The organism is Corynebacterium ulcerans, assembly GCF_900187135.1.
Classification (GTDB): Bacteria; Actinomycetota; Actinomycetes; order Mycobacteriales; family Mycobacteriaceae; genus Corynebacterium; species Corynebacterium ulcerans.
This window is the reverse complement of the sequence record NZ_LT906443.1, coordinates 2,227,739-2,249,875: the sequence shown is the minus strand read 5'-3', so window position 1 is coordinate 2,249,875 and position 22,137 is coordinate 2,227,739. Positions and strand designations below refer to the sequence as shown.

General features: G+C 52.6%; 26 protein-coding genes. 9 read left to right on the top strand and 17 right to left on the bottom strand.

Going from position 1 to position 22,137, the window contains the following annotated elements:
• Positions 1-16: 16 nt before the first annotated feature.
• Both glp and CKV68_RS10220 read right to left on the bottom strand, forming a co-directional pair.
• Complete coding sequence (glp, locus tag CKV68_RS10225; RefSeq protein WP_013911094.1) at positions 17-1,282, bottom strand: molybdotransferase-like divisome protein Glp; 1,266 nt, start codon at positions 1,280-1,282, stop codon at positions 17-19.
• 254 nt (positions 1,283-1,536) lie between these two features.
• Positions 1,537-2,466 (bottom strand): UTP--glucose-1-phosphate uridylyltransferase, encoded by a 930-nt coding sequence (locus CKV68_RS10220; RefSeq protein ID WP_014836158.1) that lies wholly within the window; start codon positions 2,464-2,466, stop codon positions 1,537-1,539.
• A gap of 130 nt (positions 2,467-2,596) precedes the next feature.
• Between CKV68_RS10220 and CKV68_RS10215 the strand changes: the two genes are divergently transcribed.
• From CKV68_RS10215 to mscL, 3 genes are all read left to right on the top strand, one after another.
• Complete coding sequence (locus CKV68_RS10215) at positions 2,597-3,205, top strand: 5-formyltetrahydrofolate cyclo-ligase (RefSeq protein ID WP_095076283.1); 609 nt, start codon at positions 2,597-2,599, stop codon at positions 3,203-3,205.
• Positions 3,206-3,220: 15 nt separating this feature from the next.
• A complete protein-coding gene (locus CKV68_RS10210; RefSeq protein ID WP_095076144.1) occupies positions 3,221-3,973 on the top strand; it encodes a hypothetical protein in 753 nt (250 codons plus the stop codon).
• An 84-nt stretch (positions 3,974-4,057) separates the two neighbouring features.
• Complete coding sequence (mscL, locus tag CKV68_RS10205; RefSeq protein ID WP_013911090.1) at positions 4,058-4,471, top strand: large conductance mechanosensitive channel protein MscL; 414 nt, start codon at positions 4,058-4,060, stop codon at positions 4,469-4,471.
• A 71-nt stretch (positions 4,472-4,542) separates the two neighbouring features.
• On the opposite strand, the gene CKV68_RS10200 is transcribed toward mscL, so the two are convergent.
• The 7 genes from CKV68_RS10200 to CKV68_RS10170 all read right to left on the bottom strand — a co-directional run bounded on the left by CKV68_RS10200 (position 4,543) and on the right by CKV68_RS10170 (position 9,965).
• Positions 4,543-4,749 (bottom strand): hypothetical protein, encoded by a 207-nt coding sequence (locus tag CKV68_RS10200; RefSeq protein ID WP_095076143.1) that lies wholly within the window; start codon positions 4,747-4,749, stop codon positions 4,543-4,545.
• Between the two features lie 15 nt (positions 4,750-4,764).
• Entirely contained in the window at positions 4,765-5,364 is a 600-nt protein-coding gene (locus CKV68_RS10195) for a MogA/MoaB family molybdenum cofactor biosynthesis protein (protein WP_014836156.1), read from the bottom strand.
• A 97-nt stretch (positions 5,365-5,461) separates the two neighbouring features.
• Positions 5,462-6,931: a S1C family serine protease gene (locus CKV68_RS10190; protein ID WP_095076142.1), complete on the bottom strand. Its 1,470-nt coding sequence runs from the start codon at positions 6,929-6,931 to the stop codon at positions 5,462-5,464.
• Positions 6,932-7,129: 198 nt separating this feature from the next.
• Complete coding sequence (locus CKV68_RS10185; RefSeq protein WP_013911086.1) at positions 7,130-8,674, bottom strand: HAMP domain-containing sensor histidine kinase; 1,545 nt, start codon at positions 8,672-8,674, stop codon at positions 7,130-7,132.
• Complete coding sequence (locus tag CKV68_RS10180) at positions 8,671-9,363, bottom strand: response regulator transcription factor (protein ID WP_013241516.1); 693 nt, start codon at positions 9,361-9,363, stop codon at positions 8,671-8,673. The genes CKV68_RS10185 and CKV68_RS10180 overlap by 4 nt, the downstream gene beginning before the upstream one ends.
• A gap of 143 nt (positions 9,364-9,506) precedes the next feature.
• On the bottom strand, positions 9,507-9,680 hold the full coding sequence (gene rpmF, locus CKV68_RS10175) for a 50S ribosomal protein L32 (protein ID WP_013911085.1): 174 nt from the start codon (positions 9,678-9,680) through the stop codon (positions 9,507-9,509).
• Positions 9,681-9,698: 18 nt separating this feature from the next.
• Positions 9,699-9,965 (bottom strand): type B 50S ribosomal protein L31, encoded by a 267-nt coding sequence (locus tag CKV68_RS10170; RefSeq protein ID WP_013241514.1) that lies wholly within the window; start codon positions 9,963-9,965, stop codon positions 9,699-9,701.
• A 580-nt stretch (positions 9,966-10,545) separates the two neighbouring features.
• Between CKV68_RS10170 and rpmB the strand changes: the two genes are divergently transcribed.
• From rpmB to CKV68_RS10140, 6 genes are all read left to right on the top strand, one after another.
• On the top strand, positions 10,546-10,782 hold the full coding sequence (rpmB, locus tag CKV68_RS10165; protein WP_013241513.1) for a 50S ribosomal protein L28: 237 nt from the start codon (positions 10,546-10,548) through the stop codon (positions 10,780-10,782).
• 3 nt (positions 10,783-10,785) lie between these two features.
• On the top strand, positions 10,786-10,950 hold the full coding sequence (gene rpmG, locus CKV68_RS10160; RefSeq protein WP_003858439.1) for a 50S ribosomal protein L33: 165 nt from the start codon (positions 10,786-10,788) through the stop codon (positions 10,948-10,950).
• Between the two features lie 3 nt (positions 10,951-10,953).
• On the top strand, positions 10,954-11,259 hold the full coding sequence (gene rpsN, locus CKV68_RS10155) for a 30S ribosomal protein S14 (RefSeq protein ID WP_013911084.1): 306 nt from the start codon (positions 10,954-10,956) through the stop codon (positions 11,257-11,259).
• A gap of 14 nt (positions 11,260-11,273) precedes the next feature.
• Positions 11,274-11,522: a 30S ribosomal protein S18 gene (gene rpsR, locus CKV68_RS10150; protein ID WP_013911083.1), complete on the top strand. Its 249-nt coding sequence runs from the start codon at positions 11,274-11,276 to the stop codon at positions 11,520-11,522.
• A gap of 226 nt (positions 11,523-11,748) precedes the next feature.
• Complete coding sequence (locus CKV68_RS10145; protein ID WP_095076282.1) at positions 11,749-12,645, top strand: putative nucleotidyltransferase substrate binding domain-containing protein; 897 nt, start codon at positions 11,749-11,751, stop codon at positions 12,643-12,645.
• 174 nt (positions 12,646-12,819) lie between these two features.
• Positions 12,820-13,503 (top strand): TetR/AcrR family transcriptional regulator, encoded by a 684-nt coding sequence (locus CKV68_RS10140; protein ID WP_013911081.1) that lies wholly within the window; start codon positions 12,820-12,822, stop codon positions 13,501-13,503.
• Between the two features lie 57 nt (positions 13,504-13,560).
• Here CKV68_RS10140 and CKV68_RS10135 read toward each other — a convergent pair whose 3' ends face one another.
• The 8 genes from CKV68_RS10135 to CKV68_RS10100 all read right to left on the bottom strand — a co-directional run bounded on the left by CKV68_RS10135 (position 13,561) and on the right by CKV68_RS10100 (position 22,076).
• Complete coding sequence (locus CKV68_RS10135) at positions 13,561-14,400, bottom strand: HpcH/HpaI aldolase/citrate lyase family protein (protein WP_013911080.1); 840 nt, start codon at positions 14,398-14,400, stop codon at positions 13,561-13,563.
• Between the two features lie 87 nt (positions 14,401-14,487).
• Positions 14,488-15,426, bottom strand: a complete 939-nt coding sequence (locus CKV68_RS10130) for an amino acid ABC transporter permease (RefSeq protein WP_013911079.1) — start codon at positions 15,424-15,426, stop codon at positions 14,488-14,490.
• Positions 15,423-16,109, bottom strand: a complete 687-nt coding sequence (locus CKV68_RS10125) for an amino acid ABC transporter permease (protein WP_095076141.1) — start codon at positions 16,107-16,109, stop codon at positions 15,423-15,425. The genes CKV68_RS10130 and CKV68_RS10125 overlap by 4 nt, the downstream gene beginning before the upstream one ends.
• 35 nt (positions 16,110-16,144) lie before the next feature.
• The gene (locus tag CKV68_RS10120; protein ID WP_014525503.1) at positions 16,145-17,029 is read right to left on the bottom strand and encodes a glutamate ABC transporter substrate-binding protein; all 885 of its coding nucleotides are present in this window, start codon (positions 17,027-17,029) and stop codon (positions 16,145-16,147) included.
• A 46-nt stretch (positions 17,030-17,075) separates the two neighbouring features.
• A complete protein-coding gene (gene gluA / locus CKV68_RS10115) occupies positions 17,076-17,804 on the bottom strand; it encodes a glutamate ABC transporter ATP-binding protein GluA (RefSeq protein WP_095076281.1) in 729 nt (242 codons plus the stop codon).
• A gap of 295 nt (positions 17,805-18,099) precedes the next feature.
• Positions 18,100-19,677: a bifunctional phosphoribosylaminoimidazolecarboxamide formyltransferase/IMP cyclohydrolase gene (gene purH, locus CKV68_RS10110; protein ID WP_014836149.1), complete on the bottom strand. Its 1,578-nt coding sequence runs from the start codon at positions 19,675-19,677 to the stop codon at positions 18,100-18,102.
• Positions 19,670-20,296 (bottom strand): phosphoribosylglycinamide formyltransferase, encoded by a 627-nt coding sequence (purN, locus tag CKV68_RS10105; RefSeq protein WP_013911074.1) that lies wholly within the window; start codon positions 20,294-20,296, stop codon positions 19,670-19,672. The genes purH and purN overlap by 8 nt, the downstream gene beginning before the upstream one ends.
• 49 nt (positions 20,297-20,345) lie before the next feature.
• Positions 20,346-22,076 (bottom strand): cell division protein PerM, encoded by a 1,731-nt coding sequence (locus CKV68_RS10100; protein ID WP_095076140.1) that lies wholly within the window; start codon positions 22,074-22,076, stop codon positions 20,346-20,348.
• Between the last annotated feature and the right edge of the window lie 61 nt (positions 22,077-22,137).

Below are 22,137 nucleotides of genomic sequence, written 5' to 3'. Positions count from 1 at the left end.
TGGGTTCTGCTATTTCTTAGCGGTTCTGGGAAAGAAAGATGACTTCAACGATATCGCCAGGTCTCACGTCGGCTGCACCTTCTGGAATCTTGATCATGGCGTTAGCCTCAGACAATCCTGCAAGCAGATGCGCAGGAGTACCATCGGCGCCGCCGAGACCTTCTACCAGATAGTCTTGCGTTTCTGCGTCACGCATGAGGCGTGCCCTGATGAACCCTCTGCGCCCAAGCTTTGAGCCCACATAGTTCAACGCACGCGCCTTCACTGTCCGACGCTGAGCATTCCGCTTGCCTAGACTCAACCGCACCACCGGACGGATAAACATCTCAAAAATCACGAGTGCAGAGACGGTGTTACTGGGCAAAAGGAATACTGGAATCTGATGATCACCGAGCAGTCCAAACCCCTGAACAGACCCCGGATGCATAGCCACTCGCGTTGTATCAATATCACCTAAGTCGCTGAGAACCCGGCGTATTTCTTCTGCCCCGGAGCCGCCGACTGCACCCGAGATCACGATGATCTCGCTGCGCATCATGTGAGACTCCACGATATCGCGCAGTCGTCGAGGCTCCCCTGCTGCAATGCCCACGCGGTGTACATCGGCTCCTGCATCACGCCCTGCAGCGGCGAGTGCATACGAGTTGACATCAAAGACCTGGCCGAGGCTAGGCTCTCTATCAATATCTACGAGTTCATGGCCCACAGAAATAACCGACATACGGGGGCGCGGATAAACGAGCACCTTAGAGCGTCCCACGGCAGCCAGAAGACCGATATGGGCTGGCCCAAGGATGGCGCCAGAGCTTACAGCTACATCCCCGGGGCGGATATCGTCGCCTACTTTGCGTACAAATTCCCCCGAACGCACAGGTCGATTCGCAATCATCCGCTTTCGTCCGCGATCAGTCCATTCTAATGGGATCACGGCATCCGAAAGCGTAGGAAGTGGCGCGCCCGTATGTACTCGCACTGCTTGTTTGGGTTGCAGGCGCAACGGGCGCTGCGAGCCTGCAGCTACCTCCCCCACCACAGGAAGGGACGTTTCCGTGGGCACTGGCCTGGGCTCTGGGGCCCGGCCAAGGCCGCGCTCGCCACCGACATCCACGGCTCGCACCGCATAACCGTCGATAGCTGCTTGGTTGAAGTTGGGTAGCGCCCGAGTTGCTTGCACTTCCTCGGCGCACATGAGTCCCAAGGCCTCAGCGATAGCAATTCGCACCGGCTCAGGCGCAACTGCGGCCTCCGTGACGAGGGCTAGCTGCTGCTCAACTGTGCGCACATCTACTCCTTAGCACCGTGACTTGCAAATATTCCCCATACCATGTGGCCGTCAAACTACTTATGCGCATTCTTTACCGCAGACGTAGCGTTTCACCATATCTTAAGTGCGAAAGCTCAAAGCTAGCCGGAATATTCTTTTACATCCTTACAACTTTAGTTGACGCTGACTTAAGAAGTCGTACTGATTGCCTCAACGTGCTTCTTCGCTCAGGCAATCAGTTTCCCGTCAACAGCACGGTTTTACCCGATAGGTTAGGCGCCGTGTTCTTCCAGGATCTTTCGGAGAGCCTTTTTTAAGTGGGGGCCATACACTGGGTCGCTCAGCCCAAAGTCAACGACAGCCGGTATATATCCACCAGGATTACCAAGGTCATGTCGCTTTCCATCGTGCACGAGGATGTGTACGGGATGGCCTTCGTCGATAAGCAAATCGATAGCATCCGTGAGCTGCAATTCACCGCCAGCGCCCGGCGTAATCCTGCGTAGGGCGTCGAAAATAGCCCGGTCCAGCAGATAGCGACCAGTCGCTACAAAATTTGAGGGAGCTTCATCTACAGAAGGCTTCTCCACCATTCCTTTGACTTTTTTAACGTGATAAGGGCCCTCGTATGTGCTCTCATCAATCTCAAAAACACCGTAGTTATAGACTTCTTCCTCTGGAACTTCAAAGGCGCACAGCACAGATCCGCCTAGCTGTTCACGCACCTCAACCATCTTTTCCACAACGCCACGCGGGAGCACGAGGTCATCGGGAAGCATGACAGCTACGGCGTCTTCTTCCGGATCAAGAACTGTTTCCGCCAAACCGACTGCGTGCCCGAGGCCAAGCGGTTTTTCCTGTACTACAGATACCGGGGCAATAAGTTCAGAGGCGTGGACCACTTTCTCATATTGTTCCGTTTTCCCTCGACTTTGCAGGGTCTCTTCAAGCACTGGGAATCGCTTAAAGTGCTCCATAACTTCCTGTTTATTAGGAGCTGTAATCACTGCGAGTCGAGTCGCACCCAACTGAGCTGCTTCTTCTGCAATCAGTTCAATGCCTGGAGTATCCACCACTGGCAACAGCTCTTTAGGAACCGTTTTTGTGGCCGGAAGGAATCTCGTTCCCATGCCAGCAGCAGGAACGATGACAGTCTTTACCGCGGCGCGCGTACTGTCTTGAGCTTCTTGAGGCTGCTTCATGCAGACAAGAGTACATCCGGCGCTTAGTTCTCCCCAGTTCCGCCACCTGAGATAAAGAAGTTTCTTTGCATTCTCACTGTTTTGCCAAAAGCGTATAGCTTCTCGACGCCTCTGCGCTAGCATGTATCCCATGTCAGCTGGACAGTTCGATGCCTACAAAGCGCAAGAGCTTGCTTCCCTAAAACAACAGAAACGCCGGGAGCTCTCCCGCGCACGTCAACAACTCCAGCCTCTGCAACTGGCAAGCTTTAACCACGCAATCATGAAGCACCTGGCCGCTTTAATAAAGAAGCTCGATGCTACAAAGATTGCCGCCTACTGCGCAGATCATCAGGAACCAGGCGGTACTGGCCTAGTCTCGACCCTTTCTCATCTCGGAGTGTCCCTATGGCTACCAGTCTCTCGACCTAAAGGAATCTTGGAATGGGGCCTCTACACACATCCAGACTCACTTAAACCCGGAGCTTTTGGCATTCTCGAGCCTACGGGACCGTACCACCATAGCCACGATGTGCTGCCCACATTGGACCTCATCGTGGTTCCAGCTCTCGGAGCTACCTCTGAGGGAATACGGATCGGCAAAGGCGCTGGTTATTACGACCGAGCATTAGAAGGATCCCGCACTCCTACAGTTCTCCTTCTCTTCGATTCAGAGATAGACCCCACCATCCCTTATGAAGCCCACGACGCGCGCGCCGACTTCATCATCACCCCCTCAGGAACCAGCGCCCACCGATAAACAGTCAAATAGGACATGACATCCTTTTTGACGACATTACGCACCCCGAGTTTTCGACGGAGCATACTTTTGCGCCGGTTCTTTGCGGGTATCCTCTGCGTGCTCGCCGCTGTTATAACAGTGCGTCAGCATCATGAACCTCACACAACGGTGTTCCGCTACAACCGGGATATTCATCTGGGCGATCTTATTGAGCACAAAGATCTACAACCCATGTCCATTCCCACGCGCTTCCTCCCCGAGAATGCATTAACGCCAGCGGAGAACCCACAAGTTTCGCATCAATCCAATCCCATCCCATCGCACACCGCACCCACACCACCCCCGGATATTTTTCCCCTAGACACAGAGAAAAGCACCCGCAGAATCGCTATTTCCGCACGTCCACGCGGTGCAATTGCCGTACAGACCGACTTTTTGCCACCCTCCCACGACATCTCCAGTGTGATAAATAGCACAGTAGAAGATCAGGGAGAGACACTTAACTTGGTACCTGTTAGGCTCGCTCAGCCGAATCTCAGCCACTTATTGCACCCAGGAGACCGCGTAGACCTCATTACGTCCGAGTCCACACCCGACTCTGATTCCGTAGTAGCTGCAGGTGGATTAGTAATATTCGTCCCGGAATCAGGGCCAGATAAGCAAACGAATCGTGAACACAGCGCTCTTATCGCTTTTCCCAAACCTGAGGCCCAGCTAGTCGCAGCAGCAGCATTGCTAAAGCCCATGTCAGTTATTATCACCGGAACTCGAGCCCAAACCCGGTAAAAGCGTTTCCATCAATCATATGCGCTAGAACACTATCGGCATTTCCATTAGCCTGAGCAGAGTCAAGTTTTGAAAAGAGGAATTATGCTCAAAGGTTTTAAAGACTTCATTCTCCGCGGAAACGTAGTCGAACTGGCAGTCGCCGTCGTTATTGGTACCGCATTTACCGCAATCGTTACCGCGTTCACCAACCACCTCATCAACCCTCTGATTGCTTCCCTCGGTGGTGCAGATGTTTCCGGTCTCGGTTTCCACATCCGTTCCGGCAATGAAGCCACTTTCTTGGACTTCGGTGCTGTCATTACCGCAGCACTTAACTTCATCATCATTGCAGCCGTTGTGTACTTTATCCTGGTCGCTCCTATGAACAAGCTCAATGAGATGGCCGCTAAGCGCAAGGGCATCCAAGAAGAAGAGGACGCTCCTGCTTCCATCGAGGCAGAATTGCTGGAAGAAATCCGCGATCTCCTGAAGAACCAGAGAAACGGTACCCTCTAAAAGAGGTTAAATACCGCGCATAAAAGTGGAGCCAACCTTCAACAGGTTGGCTCCACTTTTATGCGTCATTATTACGCCCCATAATGCGGCGGCATTTGCTCTTTCCAAAAAGATACATCGGCATGACTAGGAGGAATGGGCTCTCCATCCAGTGCTACAAAACGCTCGTCGTCAGCACTACTGGCTACCCCAACGTTGTGGGGCGTCGAGTCTGCGGATCTATCGTAATCTTTCGCCGAAGATTCTTTAAAAACCCGCCGCCGTTTCCTGATCATCATTGTTAGTTCTTCCGCCTAGTCAACAGAATAGCTACGCAACTGATCGATAAGGTGATGCACAAGAGGCGCCAGGGTTGCCATGCCATCCCGAATCGCCGCGCGGGAAGGCGCAAGATTCACGATTACTGTAGAGCCCGATACTCCAGAAATGCCACGAGACACACAGGCATCCACTGCCCCACACGCCAAGCCAGAAGAACGTAAAGCTTGAGCAATACCTGGAACATTTTGATCCAACACGTCTCGTGTGGCTTCGGGCGTTCTATCGCGAGGACCTACCCCAGTACCGCCCACAGTAAGCACTAAATCGACGCCACCGACCACTCCAGTCTCAATAGCCTTGCGGATTTGTGATTCCTTTGATTTCACCTCCACTACTCCATCGACGCTAAACGTAGCTTCAGTCAGCAACTCCGTAAGGAGTCGATCAGTATCCTCACCCGAACTAATCGTGTGGTCGCTGACTAGAACTATTAGAGCGCGGCGGGGAGCGTCGAAAAGCACTGTCTCTTCAGCCTCATGAGCACGAAAAAACTCCTCATCAGGCTCGCCAATATCTAAAATATCGCGATCAATGAGCTCCGGCGTGGGAATTCCGTCAATAGATGTGCTCATCATGGCCTTTCTTGCAGCAAAAACACTCAACGCAGATAGCTAGCGTTTTAAGGGGAAAGAGGCGAGGCATTGTCCTCTCATAGCTCTTGTTTTAAAACTACTCACTAGTCAACGTGACGTCTACAGTTCGCGGATTCTCGCCGTTTTCATTAACAACAGTCAGTTTAACGGTGGAACCGAAATCGCTACTCCGCACTGCTGCGATAAGAGCGTCGGCGCTATCCACGACGCGGCCATTAATCTTAGTAATTATCTCGCCGGGCTTTAAACCTGCCTTGCTGCCTGGATCACCTTCCGTCACATCCGCGATCACTGCGCCTTTCACACGGGCGTTAGAAACCAATTGGATGCCAATCATGGGCTGTGTGGCTCTGCCTGTCTCAATCAACTGTGCCGCAACGCGTCGTGCAAAATTAGAAGGGATAGCAAAACCAAGCCCGATAGAACCTGCCCGCGGCGCACCCGCTTGTGGCTGGCGCTGGCTTAAAGAAGCAATAACAGAGTTCACACCGATCTGATTTCCATCTGAATCCACCAAAGGGCCACCGGAATTACCTGGGTTGATCGCAGCATCGGTTTGAACTGCGTCTATGAGTGAAGACTGCCCTGTCTCAGACCCGCCGGCACGGACAGGTCGGTTCAGGGCCGATACGATGCCCGACGTCACCGTCGCAGACAATCCAAGAGGAGAACCAATCGCAACAACCTGTTGGCCTACCTGCAGCTTGCTGGAATCACCAAAATTCATCACTGGCAGCCCCGAGGCGCCCTTAATTTTTATGACGGCCACATCTGTATTGGGGTCTCCAGCAACAAACTCAGCATCATGCGTCGAACCGTCATTCATAGCCACAGAAACCTTTGCCCGACCTGAGCTGGCTTCTGCAACTACGTGGTTATTTGTCATGACATAACCATCTTCTGAGATGATGGAGCCCGAGCCTTCGGAGGATCCGGTTTCCGTTGTAACGGTAATCGACACCACAGAAGGCAGCACCTTAGCAGCTACCGATTGCACTGAACCTGCCGGAGCAGTTTTATTTGTTGTATCTGCAACAGGCTGTTTCAGTGATTCAACAACCGTGGACTTAGTGTTATTGGTGCTTACCTTTGAGGCATACACGCCTGTAATAGAACCGGCGGCTACCGCTGAAACCAACGCAAGGGCTGTTGCAGCACCCAATCCGATTTTCTTTTTCTCCTTAACAGGTTGCTCCGCGACCAGTGCCTCACCATCCAGCATCTGCTGCTGGGGTGGCTGTGAAGTCCCCTGCGTGTAAGTGGGATTCGCTTCTTGAGGCCCAACGCCATGTGACGGAGTCCCCTGCATAACGGACTCTTCAGCCGTAGAAGAAGTATTCATCGCATAAGGATTCTGAACCTGATCAAACTGTCGGGTCTCAGACACTGAAGTCTCTGAGTTTTTCCCAACGTAAGGATTATGTTGGTAACTATTATTCTGCCCAGTATCCTGCCCAGGCTGAGGGCTCTGCTCACTGTTATTCGCTGCAGAGTTGAAATCTTTGCCAAAGCTATTGGTGTTATCGGTGCCAAATTGATTAGTCATGGTGATAACTATGCAACCATAAACTGCGCTGTCTCTGGTACCTATCTGGTGAAAGAATCTAGAAATCCTGCGAGTTGGCTGTGAGAAAATATCCCTCGAACATCGAAAAAAATCGTATCCAAAATACGACAGTAGAACTTGATGCTCTACACCAAGCCCTACTAAGCCACGTCATTTTTCTTTAGGTTTTACCGATTTTCAGCATTTTCCCCGACGTTCTGAATGTTTTGTGTGCCGTAGCCGACGCATTTCTTCCAGGGTCGACGGCACTTTACCCGAGTATTGGATCAGCTGTTTACGGCACTCAGAGAGTTCTTCATCATCTGGGAATCCGGGGAGAAGGACCGTCATCAACGCTCCGCCATCGTCCGATTCTCCAGCAACGATCGTTCCACCATGACGCTCAATCGTTGATTGGACGATAGCTAGACCAAGTCCCGATCCAGGAGTCGATCGTGCCTGCACTGAACGATAGAAGCGGTCAAATACTTTCTCGCGATCTTCAACAGGTATTCCAGGTCCAGAATCAGCAACCATGATGCACACCGTATGCGCGTCACGCTGTTCCATCTTCAGACGTACCGTGCCACCGTTCGGTGACCACTTAGCCGCGTTATCCAGAAGGTTAATAATGGCTCGTCCCAAAGCGAAGCTATCACCATCCAGATACCAAGGAATCGTGGACATCTCGAACTCAACGTCTGAACGTCGACGTCGAACACGCACCAGCGAGGCATCGATAACGTCAACCAGATCCACTTCTTCCAAAGCTTTTTCTGGTGTATCTTGACGTGCCAAGTCCACCAAGTCTCCGATGAGCGTAGAAAGCTCCTCCATTTGAGCAATCACGTCTTCTTGAAGCGCTCGCTTATCTTCCAAAGAGATCCGGTGGTTATCCGAATTCTGCATCATCATCAATAATTCGATGTTGGTGCGCATGGAAGTAAGTGGAGTCTTCAGTTCGTGCCCAGCATCTGCAACCAACTCCGTTTGCCGTTGCCTTGACCGCCGTAAGGCTTCTAGCATTTCGTTAAAATTGTTGGCCAACTGTGCAATCTCATCGTTACCTGAGACCTCAATCGGGCGTAGATCATCCGTTTCCGTGATATACCGAACAGCATTGCGCAACCGAGAAATCGGACGAAACACAGTCGAAGACACCACTACTCCCGTGCCAAAGGCAAGGAGTACTCCAAGACCTGCCACAACTAACAGGGCAATGCCCAACGTCGTGATCATTCGGTTAGTCTGCGTCATGTCTCGCGCTAGCATTACCGTTGCGCCTATATTAGAACGCTTGACCAGTACGCGTTCTCCGCTCACAGTGCTTACTCGATAACCTTCTGTCTGTGCTTTTTCAGAAAGAACAGGGAGATTATCGCCCACAGCATGGGTCCATCCTGGAGCAGAAATAGAAATGCGGGTATCAGGATTGTAATCCTTGAACCGTTCAACTTCAGCTTCTAAGGAATTAAAGAAAGCAGGATCCGTAGAGCGTTCAAGCATCGCAGATGCCTTGGCGTCCAACGAGTTATCTACTGATCCCCGCAGTGCCGCAGACACACTCCAATAGGCAGCGATCATCATCATTCCAACGGCGATCGCCACCATGGAGGCCGTGAGCAGAGTGATCCGCCACTTCAGCGGAGTATCACTTCCGGTGACAGTCTTAGGACGGTCATCTACGCCCAGAACGCCTGAGGAATCGGTCCCCAGGCTGTATTCGGGGCGCCGAAGGATCACGGTGCAGTATCCCTCAAAACATAGCCAACGCCGCGCACGGTGTGAATCAGACGAGGCTCGCCCTCAGATTCAGTCTTGCGACGCAGATAACCGATGTATACCTCAAGGGCATTTCCTGAAGTGGGGAAATCATAACCCCATACCTCTTCAAGGATTGTGGAGCGGCTAAGAACTCGACGTGCGTTAGCCATCAACAGCTGCAACAGAGCAAACTCGGTACGGGTTAGGCTGATGTGCCGCCCTCCGCGAGTTACGTCCCTGGTGTCAGGGTTCAGTTTGAGGTCATCAAAAGTGAGTTCCCCTTGGCTCGGGCCACCGACAGCGTCAGCAGCTGCGCGACGTAGTAGGGATCTAACACGCGCAAGCAATTCTTCCAAAGCAAAAGGCTTAGGAAGGTAATCGTCTGCTCCAGCGTCAAGGCCAGCCACGCGGTCAGAGACTCCGTCCCGGGCGGTGAGGACCAAGATAGGACGGTCGTCTCCTGCACTGCGTAGAGTGCGGCAAACTTCAAGCCCGTCCATCCGAGGCATCATGACATCAAGAATGACCAGTTCTGGTTGTTCTTTCTCGATTACTTCGAGAGCTTGAACACCATCTTCAGCGAGGAATACGTCGTACCCGTTGAAGGACAACGACCGACGCAGGGATTCACGAACCGCTTGTTCGTCATCCACCACAACAATTTTCATGTGTCCTATTGTGCCTTTCCGTCTTAGGGTGATGCTTAAGCCTCACCTAGAACCACCTGTGAATCTTTATATATGCAAAAAGAGCCGACTTCCGGAACTTGGAGTCGGCTCTAAGCGGTCAAAAGACTGACCCAACAGCTCTACTAGAACTGCTCAACCTCAACGAGACCAAGCTGAGCTGCCTTTACCAGACGACGTGGAATACGTACGGTCTGGCCGTCGATCTTCACTTCCTGAAGAGCAACGTTATCAGCTTTCCACTGGGAACGACGAGAGCGTGTGTTTGCGCGGGACATACGACGCTTTGGTACTGCCATTTTTCTCTAACCCTCCTCTTAAGCCTTCTTCTTACGGCGGGCCATGCCACCGAAACGACGCTGGAACTTCTCAACACGGCCAGCAGTGTCCATAACACGCTGTGCACCGGTCCAGAAGGGGTGAGACTCGCTGGTAACGTCTACAACGATCAGCGGGTACTCGTTACCATCTTCCCAAGCAACCGTACGGTCGCTCGAAGCGGTCGAACGAGTCAGGAACTGGTGACCAGTACCTGCATCTTGGAAAACTACCGGATGGTAGTCAGGGTGAATGTCTTTCTTCATAGCTCTCGATTCCCTCAGGATTGAAACTTCAGGTCGGTTCCCTACATCTTCACTGGCCAGAGGCATCATCATCGCCTGTTGCAATGACAGCCCGCCCGGCAGGGATCGTGCCTGAGTTGGGTTCGCGATATCGGCCATCTCTGCAAAGGAGTAGGACAACTTGAAACACTGTACCCGCTACCACCATGAAATAGGAAATTTTCCAACATGAGTTATGCCAGTACAGGTCAATCCCCTACAGATTTTTCACATAGGCAACACTGGTTAAAAAAAATACGACTCACAGCAATCCCCGGACCCCATCCCTGCCAGCCGGAACACTAACTATATATATAAGCCATTTATCGCGCAGCACACTCTAAACAAAAGAAGTCCACAAAACAGCACTCCACAAGTGCGAGATGTGATTCACGTTGCCCACTCTGTAGGAAATTAGGTAATTCAGCTCCAGACCGGTATGGTTGTCTCTTGCTGTTGTCGAAATTGTTCGTTTATCGCCCCGTCAGCACTGGCAGCGCCCCATTTCTCATGGAGCGGCGCAGCCGCAGGTTGAACGTGGGCGGCTAGGAGAAAGAAACCTATGTCGGCTATTTGCCAGGTTACGGGACGCAAGCCGGGTTACGGCAAGTCGGTCTCGCACTCGCACCGACGCACGTCTCGCCGTTGGAACCCCAACGTGCAGCGTCGTAAGTTCTACCTGCCCTCTGAGGGCCGTACCATCACCCTGAATGTTTCCACCAAGGGCCTGAAGGTCATCGACCGCGATGGCATTGAGTCCGTGGTTGCAAAGATTCGCGCACGTGGGGAGAAGATCTAAAAGATGGCACGTAACGATATCCGTCCGATCATCAAGCTGAAGTCTACGGCTGGCACCGGTTACACCTATGTCACTCGTAAGAACAAGCGAAACAACCCCGATCGCATCTCTTTGATGAAGTACGATCCGGTGGTCCGCAAGCACGTCGAATTCCGCGAGGAGCGATAATCTATGGCTAAGAAGTCCAAGATCGCCAAGAACGAGCAGCGCAAGGAAATCGTCGCCCGCTACGCGGAGCGCCGTAACGAGCTCAAGGCAATCATCAAGAACCCGAACACCTCTGATGAGGACCGTATGGATGCACAGTTCGAGCTGAATCGTCAGCCTCGCGATGCTTCTCCGTCACGTGTCCGCAACCGCGACTCACGCGATGGACGCCCTCGTGGCTTCCTCCGTAAGTTCGGTGTATCCCGTGTCCGTATGCGCGAGATGGCTCACCGCGGTGAGCTTCCGGGCGTCCGTAAGTCCAGCTGGTAATCAGGGAGTTTTCAATGAAGCGCAATAACATGAAGAAGGCGCGGATGGAGCAGTCCCGCCGCCCCAAGAAGAACCCTCTCAAGGCCGCAGGCATCGAGAAGGTGGACTACAAGGACGTCAACACCCTTCGTCAGTTCATCTCCGATCGCCACAAGATCCGTTCACGTCGCGTGACCGGTCTTACCCCGCAGCAGCAGCGTCAGGTTGCAACTGCGGTTAAGAACGCCCGCGAGATGGCTCTCCTGCCGTTCACCAGCCGCTAAATCGACTGGGAGAACAAACAAACACGCTCTGGGGTTTTCTCCCCTAGTGCGATGACAGCCTAAGCGCCCGTCCGTGTATTCGGATGGGCGCTTCGTCGTATAAACAATATCGGTCTCTAGCACGTTAAAAGCCGATTCTATTGCGAGGAAGCTCTGCCCAAGAACGTCGTAAAGCTTACAGCTGGTATTTTAGTTGTGTAGTTCTTACATGTTGGGAGGCCCCTTGTTGCACGAGTCATTAACCGAGCTTTCCGAGTTAGCACCGCAATGTGCTGACACCCCTACAGCACGAGGTGTGTTAACGGAAAGCCAAGATTTAGTGCGCAACGCAGTGGCGCACGGTGAACGTCCACAAGCTCTCGTCGAATGGTTCTCCAGACTTGTCTCCGATGTCCTCCACAGTGGGGGAATAGCAGAGATCACTGGAGGCGCCGAGATCATTCTTACCGGTGCTATCGGACGTGGTGATGCACTGCCCTCCTCCCCGATCAAGTGGTTGACTGTTGGCTCGGCTGAAGTCTCTACGACAGCACTCGACTCCTTACTCACCGATGTCGGCTTGGTCACCGAGCACACCCGTTTTGGAATTCAGCCCCGTGCTAAGAGCGAATGGCTGGGAATGATCTCCAAGGCAGACGGCCCGGAACTAGCAATTTTTGCAGACGCGGGCTCATGGTGTTTGCAAGAAGTTATCGCCCACGCAGACCACAGTCTTTTGCTTATCGACGCCATCAACCAGCGTCCACCAGCGCTACGCCTCCACGAGGGGCTCCCTGACAAAGATGCGCCTGTCGACGTACGGCAAGACCTCTTATATCCCATCATTGCCATTGCTCGTTGGGCAGGCGTTGCCGCAGGCTCTACAGATTTCTCCACCCGCCGTCGCATCAATGCTGGTGTAGAAGCTGGATTCTTGTCTCAAACCCAAGCAGATTTCCTCCGTCAAGCATGGGAAAGCGGCCTTGACCTTCAGTTCAGGCGGTGGACTGATCGCGTGCATTCTCATAAAGCAACGGTGGATAGTCTCCCGGCTATTCAGCGCAGCATTTTCGGAGCTTCTTCTCGAATGGTCGCAGATGTAGCTCGCGCGCTCGCCGCAGACCACAATGTGCAACTAGTCTAGTTTTTGCATGCTAGAAAGGTCTTAAGGCTCTGTGAGCATCCTCTACCAAAAATAAACTAGCCAGAATCAGTTATGCCACTAGGTTTATTTTCGGCTTAGTGTATAAACTAACCTGTTGGTTCTGTGCCGCAGAGACGCAGAGTCAAGGGAAAAGGAAGGAGAGTGGGTAATCACATGGCAGGAGCTGTTGGACGCCCTCGGAAAAATAGTCCGCGTCGCCGTGGCAGTACGGCACGCGAAGAGATTTTGGATGCCTCGTCGGAGCTTTTTACTGTCCAAGGATTTGCTACCACTTCCACTCATCAGATTGCAGACGCGGTCGGTATCCGTCAAGCCTCTTTGTATTACCACTTTCCTTCTAAAACTGAAATCTTTCTCACCCTGCTGAACTCCACAGTTGAGCCCTCCACTGCATTAGCGGCAGATCTAGGTGAGGCCGAGGTACCCGCACCGCTACGCTTATGGGCTCTGACTGCTGCCGAGTGCCGGCTGTTGCTGTCTACACGGTGGAACGTAGGCAGGCTTTATCAGCTCCCCGTTGCGGCATCACCTGAGTTCTCGGAGTACCACGCACAGCGCACCCAATTGCGACAAGTATTCCACGATATCGCCGCGGAAATCGCTGGCTCCGATGATCCTCGAGTTGATCTCCCCTTCCATATTGCGATGTCAGTCATTGAGATGCGACCAAACAACGGTGTTGTCCCCGAGCCGCTCAAAGACGATAGTTTGCCGCCTCTGGCGATTATGCTTGCCGACGCCGCCCTGGCAGTCGTAGGAGCCGAGCTTCCTGCGGATCGCATAGAACGTACCCTGGAGCTCTTAGCTGCAGTGGATAAAAAGCATTCTGAAGCTTAGAAATTCTCTTCTTCAAGGCGCCAGTGGGTCATCCCTCCGGCGCCTTTGCTCTTAGCATTATGTGGCATCGCCTTTGATGCGATTAAGCAGATTAAAAGCCAAGGTAATCAACGGTGTATCCACCATCTCCCCATCTAGTTTAAAAGCTCCAGAATGGCGGCTGGATTCCTCCACAATCCGCTGCGCCCATTCGATTTGTGCTTCTCCTGGGTAAAAGGCCCGTCGTACTACGTCCACCTGTCGAGGATGAATACAGGGATAGAGAGCAAACCCCATTCGTGCGGAGTCCAATGCTTCGAGGTAAAGCCCGTCATCGTCAGAAAAATCCTGATACACCGCATCCATTGCCCACTTTCCGGCAGCAGCAGCATGAATCAGTGTCTGCGAACGCGCATACGCCATGGTTTCTCTGTAACGCCCGGGAATGGGTTCGTCGCTACGCTGCCGCGAATATGCTCCCCCAAGTCCTATTGTTAAGTCGTCAGCCCCCCAATAAAGCCCCACGACAAGCGGATGCTCAGCAAAGTGCTGAATATTGACCAACGCCGCGGGAGTCTCAATGATAGGGACGACGTTAAAGCCGTCTAGGTTCTCCGGCAAACGCGTCCCAACCTTGGGCACGATTATATTGCGATATTCTGTCTCCCGAACAAAAGCGATGTCCTGACCATAGTGGTCATCGGAAGGCCCTACGACCCGGACAAACGTGGTCGTAGGGTCAAGGTGTGCATTTCTAATATTTTGGTATGCGGATTCCCTATTAACGTCCCCCGCGCCGTCTTCTAGATCAAGGATCACTAAATCCGCGCGTTGTGCAGCCTTAGGAATAATTTCTGCACGATCAGCCGGGGCAAAAAGAATAGCGGGGCCAGCAAGCTTGAGAGAATCAGTACGCATAAGTACTGAGGCTACCGCCTTGCTCAAGGTCTTGCTGGCCAAATGCTCATTGATATGAGGCACAGTTCTCCAAGCCTTCACTAGCTCTTATTCGGCTGGATTCTTGATCTCCTGATGATCTGGGTCGTGCCAATCCACATAGGCGTTGTCTTTGGTAGTGAGTCCCTGGTGCGGATGTTCCGGAACTTTGGCCAAGATATTACGACGTGCCCTGCCCGCACGGAGTTGCCGTTCAACGCGTTCTGCCAGCACCGTCAGGGAATAGTTGATAAGGATCATAAGAACCGCAACCACTATCAACGACGGCAAATAATTCCTATTAGTTGCCGATGACTGAATACCCTGACGAACAATCTCTACATAACCAATCTGATATCCCAATGCGGAGTCTTTAAGTGCAATCACGGCCTGAGCAATAAGTGCCGGAAGCATTGCAGCGACCGCCTGTGGCAAGAGAATCTTCCGCATCGTCTGTCGGTGGCTTAAGCCCAGTGCCTGAGCAGCCTCAGTTTGTCCCCTAGGAAGGGCGCGGATCCCGGCTCGCAGGATTTCTGCGATGACGGCTCCGTTGTACATAGTCAAGCTGAACACCACTGCGGTAAACGCCAACTCTCGCGGCGGAACCACTTTGTACACGGCAAGTGCTTGATAGCTAAAGATAATCAACAGCAGCACTGGCACCGCCCGGAAAAATTCCACTATCGCTGCGCATATCCATCGGAGCACTCGACTCCCTGAGAGCCGTCCCAGGCCAAGAAGGACGCCTAAAACTACCGCGAGAATCACAGAAGACAATGCTGATTTCAGCGTTCCCACGAGTCCGGGAATCAAATACGTATTCCAGGTCCTAGCATCCGTAAAAGGAGTCCACTTCACAGCATCGAGCTGCCCTTTAGAGTGCAAAGCAAACAACACCCAGCCGATAAGAACGATAGCTACTACAACCGTAAGAACCGTATATATCGCGTTTCTGCGTAAAGCGTTGGGCCCTGGGGCGTCGTAAAGCACTGTCGCACGAACACTCATCTTTTCACCGCCATACGGGTAGATAACGCACCCAGGAAGTATCCCATGGGCAGAGTAAGAGCCATGAAACCTAAAGCAAAGCACCCAAAGATTACAAAGAGCTGGCTTGCGTGGTTTTCAATGACCTCTTTCATAAGCAGCGAGGCCTCTCCTACCCCAATCACCGACGCAATCGTGGTGTTTTTGGTCAACGCAATCAAAGTATTTCCCAACGGCACAATCGCCGCCCGGATAGCTTGAGGGAAAACAATCTTGTTAAAGGTCTGAGAGAAACTCAGCCCTAGTGATCGCGCAGCTTCCGCTTGCCCAAAATCGACAGTGTTTATTCCCGAACGCAAACACTCAGAGACAAACGCCGAGGTATAAAGAATGAAGCCCAACGTAGCTAACCGGAAGTTGTTATCAGCCAAAAAGGTTGCGCTTCCTCTACTAGCCAGTGACAATCCAAGAGTTTGGTAGAGCCCGAAAGAACAGAAGAGAACGACCAAAGTCAGAGGTGTATTGCGCACTGTGTTTACATACAGTGTGGCCAGCGTGCGGAGAATACGCACGGGCGATACCCGCATAGCAGTAAGCAGAGTCCCACCCAACATCGCTCCAATGGCTGCGAGCACGGTGAGCTTAATGGTGACCCAAAATGCGGGAAAAATAGCTGGCCATAGCTGGGACCACATGGCGTCCATGAAGTTATGCCTTCCTAGTTAAGGAAAAAGGATCGTTACTTGATAAACGTGAGGTCGCCAGGCTTACCGGATGTCACGCCTGCGGCAGCATCCCCGAGGTTCTTCTTGACTAACTTTTCAAATTCGCCAGAAGAATTAAGCTGATCCAGGGCCTCGTTCACGGCCTTGGTAGCTTCCGTATCGTCTTTTTTCAGACCGATGCCGTAGTGCTCGTCCGTATACGGAGTGCGATCGTCCTTAAACATCTCTACGACCTTGAACGATCCCTCGTTTTGTTGGGAATAGCCGTTGAGGATTGTTGCGTCAGTGGTCAACGCATCCACGTTGCCCTGGCGCAAGGCTTCCACACAGGAAGAATAGGTATCGTATTCCTGAAGCTGCACGCCCGGCAGGGATTCCTTCACCTTTTGAGCGGGCGTGGAACCTGAAACCGAACAGAGGATCTTGCCGTGCTCTAGGTCTTTTACTTCTTTGATTCCGGAGTCGTCTTTTCGCACCAACAATGCCTGATGAGTAAGCAGGTATGGGCCGCCAAAGTTCACGGACTCTGCGCGACTCTTGTTAATCGAGTACGTGGCCGCAATAAGGTCTACTTCCCCGTTCTGGATGAGAGTCTCACGCTGTGCAGAGGGCGTCTCTCGCCATTCCACGTCTGGGTGCTTCCAGCCCTTGGCGTCAGCGATGTGATTGACCACGTACTGGGCGATATCTACATCGAGTCCAGACATCTCCCCATTTGATTCTTTGATGCCCAAACCGGGCTGATCAAACTTGGTTCCCAGAGTGACCTTCCCAGATTCAATATGGCTCAGAAGGCCAGCACCATCGCTTTCGCTACTACCGCCACATGCCGAGAGAGTAGTAAGCGCCAACGTGGCTGCAACTGTGGTTCCGATGATGCGAGTGTTCGTGCGTGTCATTGTTTCTTTCCTTAAAGCTAGAGGGATATATAAGGTCTCGAGAGGTTTAATGGGACAGGATTTTCCCAAGAAAATCCTTCGCTCGATCCGATTGCGGGGAGGCAAAGAAGGATTCCGGGTCTGAATCCTCCACGATGCGACCGTCTGCCATAAAAAGCACTCGATCTGCGGCTTTTCGGGCAAAACCCATCTCGTGGGTAACACAGATCATTGTCATTCCCTCACGCGCAAGATCAGCCATAACATCGAGAACCTCGTTAACCATCTCGGGGTCCAAGGCTGAGGTGGGTTCGTCGAAAAGCATGACTTTTGGCTTCATTGCAAGTGCTCTTGCGATAGCGACGCGTTGCTGTTGTCCGCCAGAAAGCTGAGCCGGAAATTTATCTGCTTGATTGGCAATCCCAACGCGTTCCAGTAGCTGCATCGCCAACGCGCTTGCGTCTTTTTTAGCCATCTTTTTCACGTTGATCGGCCCCAGCGTGACATTCTCGCGGATCGTCTTGTGGGGGAAAAGGTTGAATTGTTGGAACACCATTCCGACCTCGGAGCGCAACTTTGCGAGCTGTTTTCCTTCTTCCGGTAGTTTGTGTCCATCAATAAAAATTTCTCCGCCATCGATGGTTTCGAGCCGGTTGATGGTACGGCAAAGCGTTGATTTTCCTGATCCTGAGGGGCCTAGGACCACCACGACTTGCCCTCTGGGCACATCAAGATTGATGTCCTGCAGAGCGTGAAAATCATCGAAGTACTTATTCACTCCCCGCATGGATACCATCAAGCCATGCCCGGCTATGTTCTGAGTCATAGCGAGAAGAGTAAATGACCTAGGTCAACTTTCCTAGAGGGAATATCCTCAGGTTTTTACAGCCACATGAACAAAACCCCCACAGACTGCAACTACATGCAAAGAATCAAACTTTCCCCCACCCCAAAAAGGGTGATGGTAATCACATATACCCAAGGGGTGATTGCTTGGTGTTTCCCGCGTTTATCGGCAAAACAAAACCGGCCTTGCATTGACATCTATCCCCCCATGTAGATGTCTGCAAGGCCGGCGTTCACTTTATTTTTTAATGCGCAAAGTGGCGAGCACCTGTCACATACATTGTCACTCCAGCTTTTTCTGCAGCCTGAATAACCTCAGCATCACGGATAGAACCGCCAGGCTGTACTACAGCTTTTACACCGGCGCGAGCAAGGACTTCAAAACCATCCGCAAAGGGGAAGAATGCATCCGACGCAGCAACGGCTCCTTGAGCGCGCTGCGTTTCTCCGGCCAGACTATTAGCCCGCTCAACAGCTAGTTTAGCTGCATCAACACGGTTAACCTGCCCCATACCCACGCCAACGGTCGCCCCATCCTGCGCCAAGAGGATGGCATTAGACTTGACCGCGCGAACGGTGCGCCACGCAAATTCCAGGTCTGCAAGCAACTCAGGGCTAGCGGCTTCACCTGCAACAAGTGTCCATTTTTCCGGGGCATCCCCTTCAGCGTCCACGAGATCTCGACGCTGCACGAGCAATCCGCCGGAAATCTGACGCTGCTCTACCTTCTCCTGTGGTGGCTCTGGCGCAACAAGAATCCGGATGTTTTTCTTCTGCGAGAGAATCTCCACGGCCCCGTCTTCATACGCAGGGGCAATGATCACCTCGGTGAAGATTTCCGAAACCTGCTGTGCCATATCCACGGATACTTCACGGTTAGAAGCGATAACTCCACCGAAGGCCGACACGGGATCGCAGGCATGGGCCAAGCGGTGGGCCTCCGCGATAGAGGCGTCCGACACTGCGATACCGCAAGGATTAGCGTGCTTAATGATCGCAACGCAGGGACGCTCATGGTCCCAAGCAGCACGCCATGCAGCATCCGAATCGGTGTAATTGTTGTAGCTCATCTCCTTGCCATGCAGCTGCTCTGCCTGAGCCAGACCGGCAGGGGCGTTCGGATCCACATAAAGTGCTGCCGACTGATGCGGATTCTCGCCGTAACGCAAGACATTCGCCCGTTCGTAGGAGGCACCAATCCACGGTGCATACTCCTCCGAGTCATCCGCGATTTGTTCCCCCATCCACGTAGCAACCGCCACGTCGTAGGAAGCGGTGTGACGGAAAGCGTCGACAGCAAGCTCTGTACGTTCCGCCCGAGTAAAGCCACCGGCGCGGATAGCTTCAGCTACCGCTGCATAGCGCTCAGGAGAAACAACAACGGCGACGGACGGGTGGTTCTTGGCTGCCGCGCGCACCATTGAGGGCCCCCCGATGTCGATTTGCTCCACGCAAGCATCAAAATCGGCGCCAGAAGCTACTGTCTGGGTAAACGGATAGAGGTTCACTACCACCAATTGAAATAGAGAAACGCCCAGTTCATCGAGCTGGGCGAGGTGGTCTTCTTTACGGGTATCAGCCAAGATACCTGCATGAATTTTAGGGTGAAGCGTTTTCACACGCCCCTCAAGGCACTCAGGGAAGCCGGTGAGTTTTTCCACCGGAGTGACAGGAATTCCCTGCTTCGCGATTGTGGCCGCGGTCGATCCTGTAGACACAATCTCTACGCCAGCTTGGTTCAGCGCATGGGCGAGTTCTTCGAGTCCAGTCTTATCATAAACACTTATCAAAGCACGTTTGATCTGCTTGCGGTCATCACTCATATGTGAAGAAAACCTCTTCTGATTTTTTCTCCGTTGTGGCGGAGTTCAACACGGACACAATGAGTTTACGCTCCACATGTTTGATTCTTTCATGCAGGTGGGCTTCACTCTCCCCCGGCTCTACAGATACGGGGACCTGAGCAATAATCTTTCCAGTATCCACACCTTCATCAACAAAATGCACGGTAGAACCGGTTACTTTCACACCATATGCCAATGCATCGCGCACAGCATGGGCGCCAGGGAAAGCCGGCAATAACGCTGGATGGGTGTTGATAATCCGCCCCGGAAACTTCTCCAAAAAGGTTTTCCCTAGAATCCGCATGAAGCCGGCAGAAACGACGAGAACCGGAGCATGCTTCTCGACGGCCGCCGCAAGCAACGCATTCCATGCTTCACGATCGTCTCCGGAGGCATACGAGACCACTTCTGCAGGGATTCCTGCGGATTCCGCACGAGTGATTGCGGGACACGGCACATCTGCGACCACTCCCACAACCTCGTAAGCCCCCTGATGATCGATGATTGATTGTAAGAGCGTCCCCGAGCCGGAGGCCATGACGACTATCGGTAAAGCGGCTGACTTATAGTCAGTTTTTAAACGCATTTCATTGGTCACCGAAACAATGTTAGCCGGAAACAGCTCATATAGACGTCACCCCCGTTTTTTAGGCTTCGTCCTTTTCTTTTTCCGATCGAGCCTCAGTTTCAACGCTTTCCTCATCCTCTACGACCTCGAGATCCTCAGGATCGTAGATATCATGAGCATCGGCGCTTTCTGCTGATTCTTCTTTCCCTTCGGCCACTGATTCTTTAGCCTCCGGCTCCTGTTCTCCATTCGCTTCCATAGCCGCCGCGCGCATCTCGGCTTCCTCTAAAATTTCAGCGGAATCGAACCCCTCTGCGCTGAGCTCATAAGGCTCATCTGCAGCCTCCTCAGGAGAGCTTTCTACCTGGTCTTGTTCCTCCGTTGTGGATTCTTCATCAGATTGTTCCCTGTGCCCCGACTCCGCTTCTTCATCTGCGACATCCTCAGTCTCACCTTCATGTGCCTGTCCTAGCGCACTAGCGGCCGCCACAGGAGCCTCAAAGGCTGGATCTGCAACAGAGTGTGTACTACCAAGGATTTTTGCGCTGTTACGGCTTTCCTTATAGCGCTCAAAAGTCACTACCGTCAGAGACACCACGCCAACGACCACCATGACCATAAGCGGAGTGAGCCACATCAGTGGCCCCACATAGCCGTAAACACCCAAGCATCCGCCTGCAAAAAAGGAAAGAACTAAGGTTCCAATTCCTGCGGCAACCGTGATTGTCACTGCATTCAAGAAATCGCTGACTCGGTTCCACAATGCTAGAGAGACTGCGATGAGAGGAACAAGTACTACTGCCATAACAGCCGGCGCCATCGATGCTGGCAATGCAGCAAACACTGGCACAGGCGGAGTAGGAACAAGAGTTGCAGCGAAAAGAGAGACAGAGCCTCGTCCTAACTCCATCGAGGAACCAACGATAATCGCCAAAGAAGAAACAATCGCATTAGGAAGATATGCAAGTGAAACGACCATCACCCCGACTATGCCGGCAGTCGAATACCCCTGAAGCGATTCCAAGAACGCTCGATAATGCACGGCCAGTGAAACGAGAAAAACAATAAAAGCCGCCAAAAGCAGATAGCCTACGGCTCGCACCGCCAACAGCACTGAATCGACAACCCACGAGGGCACCCCATAACGGCGCGCCAGCGCTCTCCAGAGACGCGTTCCCATTCCGATCATGAAGGCACAAGCATGCAACAGAATAACTGTTCCTACCGCCGCAAAAACGTTGGGCGAAGCCACATCAAAAACCGAAGAGGCATCCCACAACATGGCACACGCCGTAAGAGTGATAAGGACAGGTATGACCAAAGCCCCACAAAGAAGGATCAGTAGATCATGCAGACTGATCCGATCTTTAACTGCTTTATAGACGCGTCGGGCGACCAGCATCACTACCCCGATCGCCGGGAGTATAGGAAGCAACGATAAAGAGATTCCTCGACCAGACACTGGGGCTAAATTAAGTGCCAGCCATGTCTCAGCTACTGTAGCGGGCATCGCCGCCATGGGCGTAGAGGTTGCGATGAGCACGATCAAAGAAAAGATAATGATCGCAATAAGCACTATCACGTTGGGAATGAGCACGGTTGGCAGTAGCGAACGGAGGCTCGCAGCAAACGTTGTTTTCTCCGGCGCAGACGCAGTGTCAGACGCTTTACGCTGACCGCCACGGGATAGCTGCCCGCTTCGTTCATCTCCTCTGCCACCTATAGAGACAGGGCGCGAACGAGGTCGCCGCGATGGTCTCGCGTTAGGACTCGTCTTCTTACTCATTCCATTAACTGTGCCACGTAACATCCAAGTTTTGGTCTCGGCACGACGCGATATCCCTCATCATCTCCTGTTAATTAGTGTTACT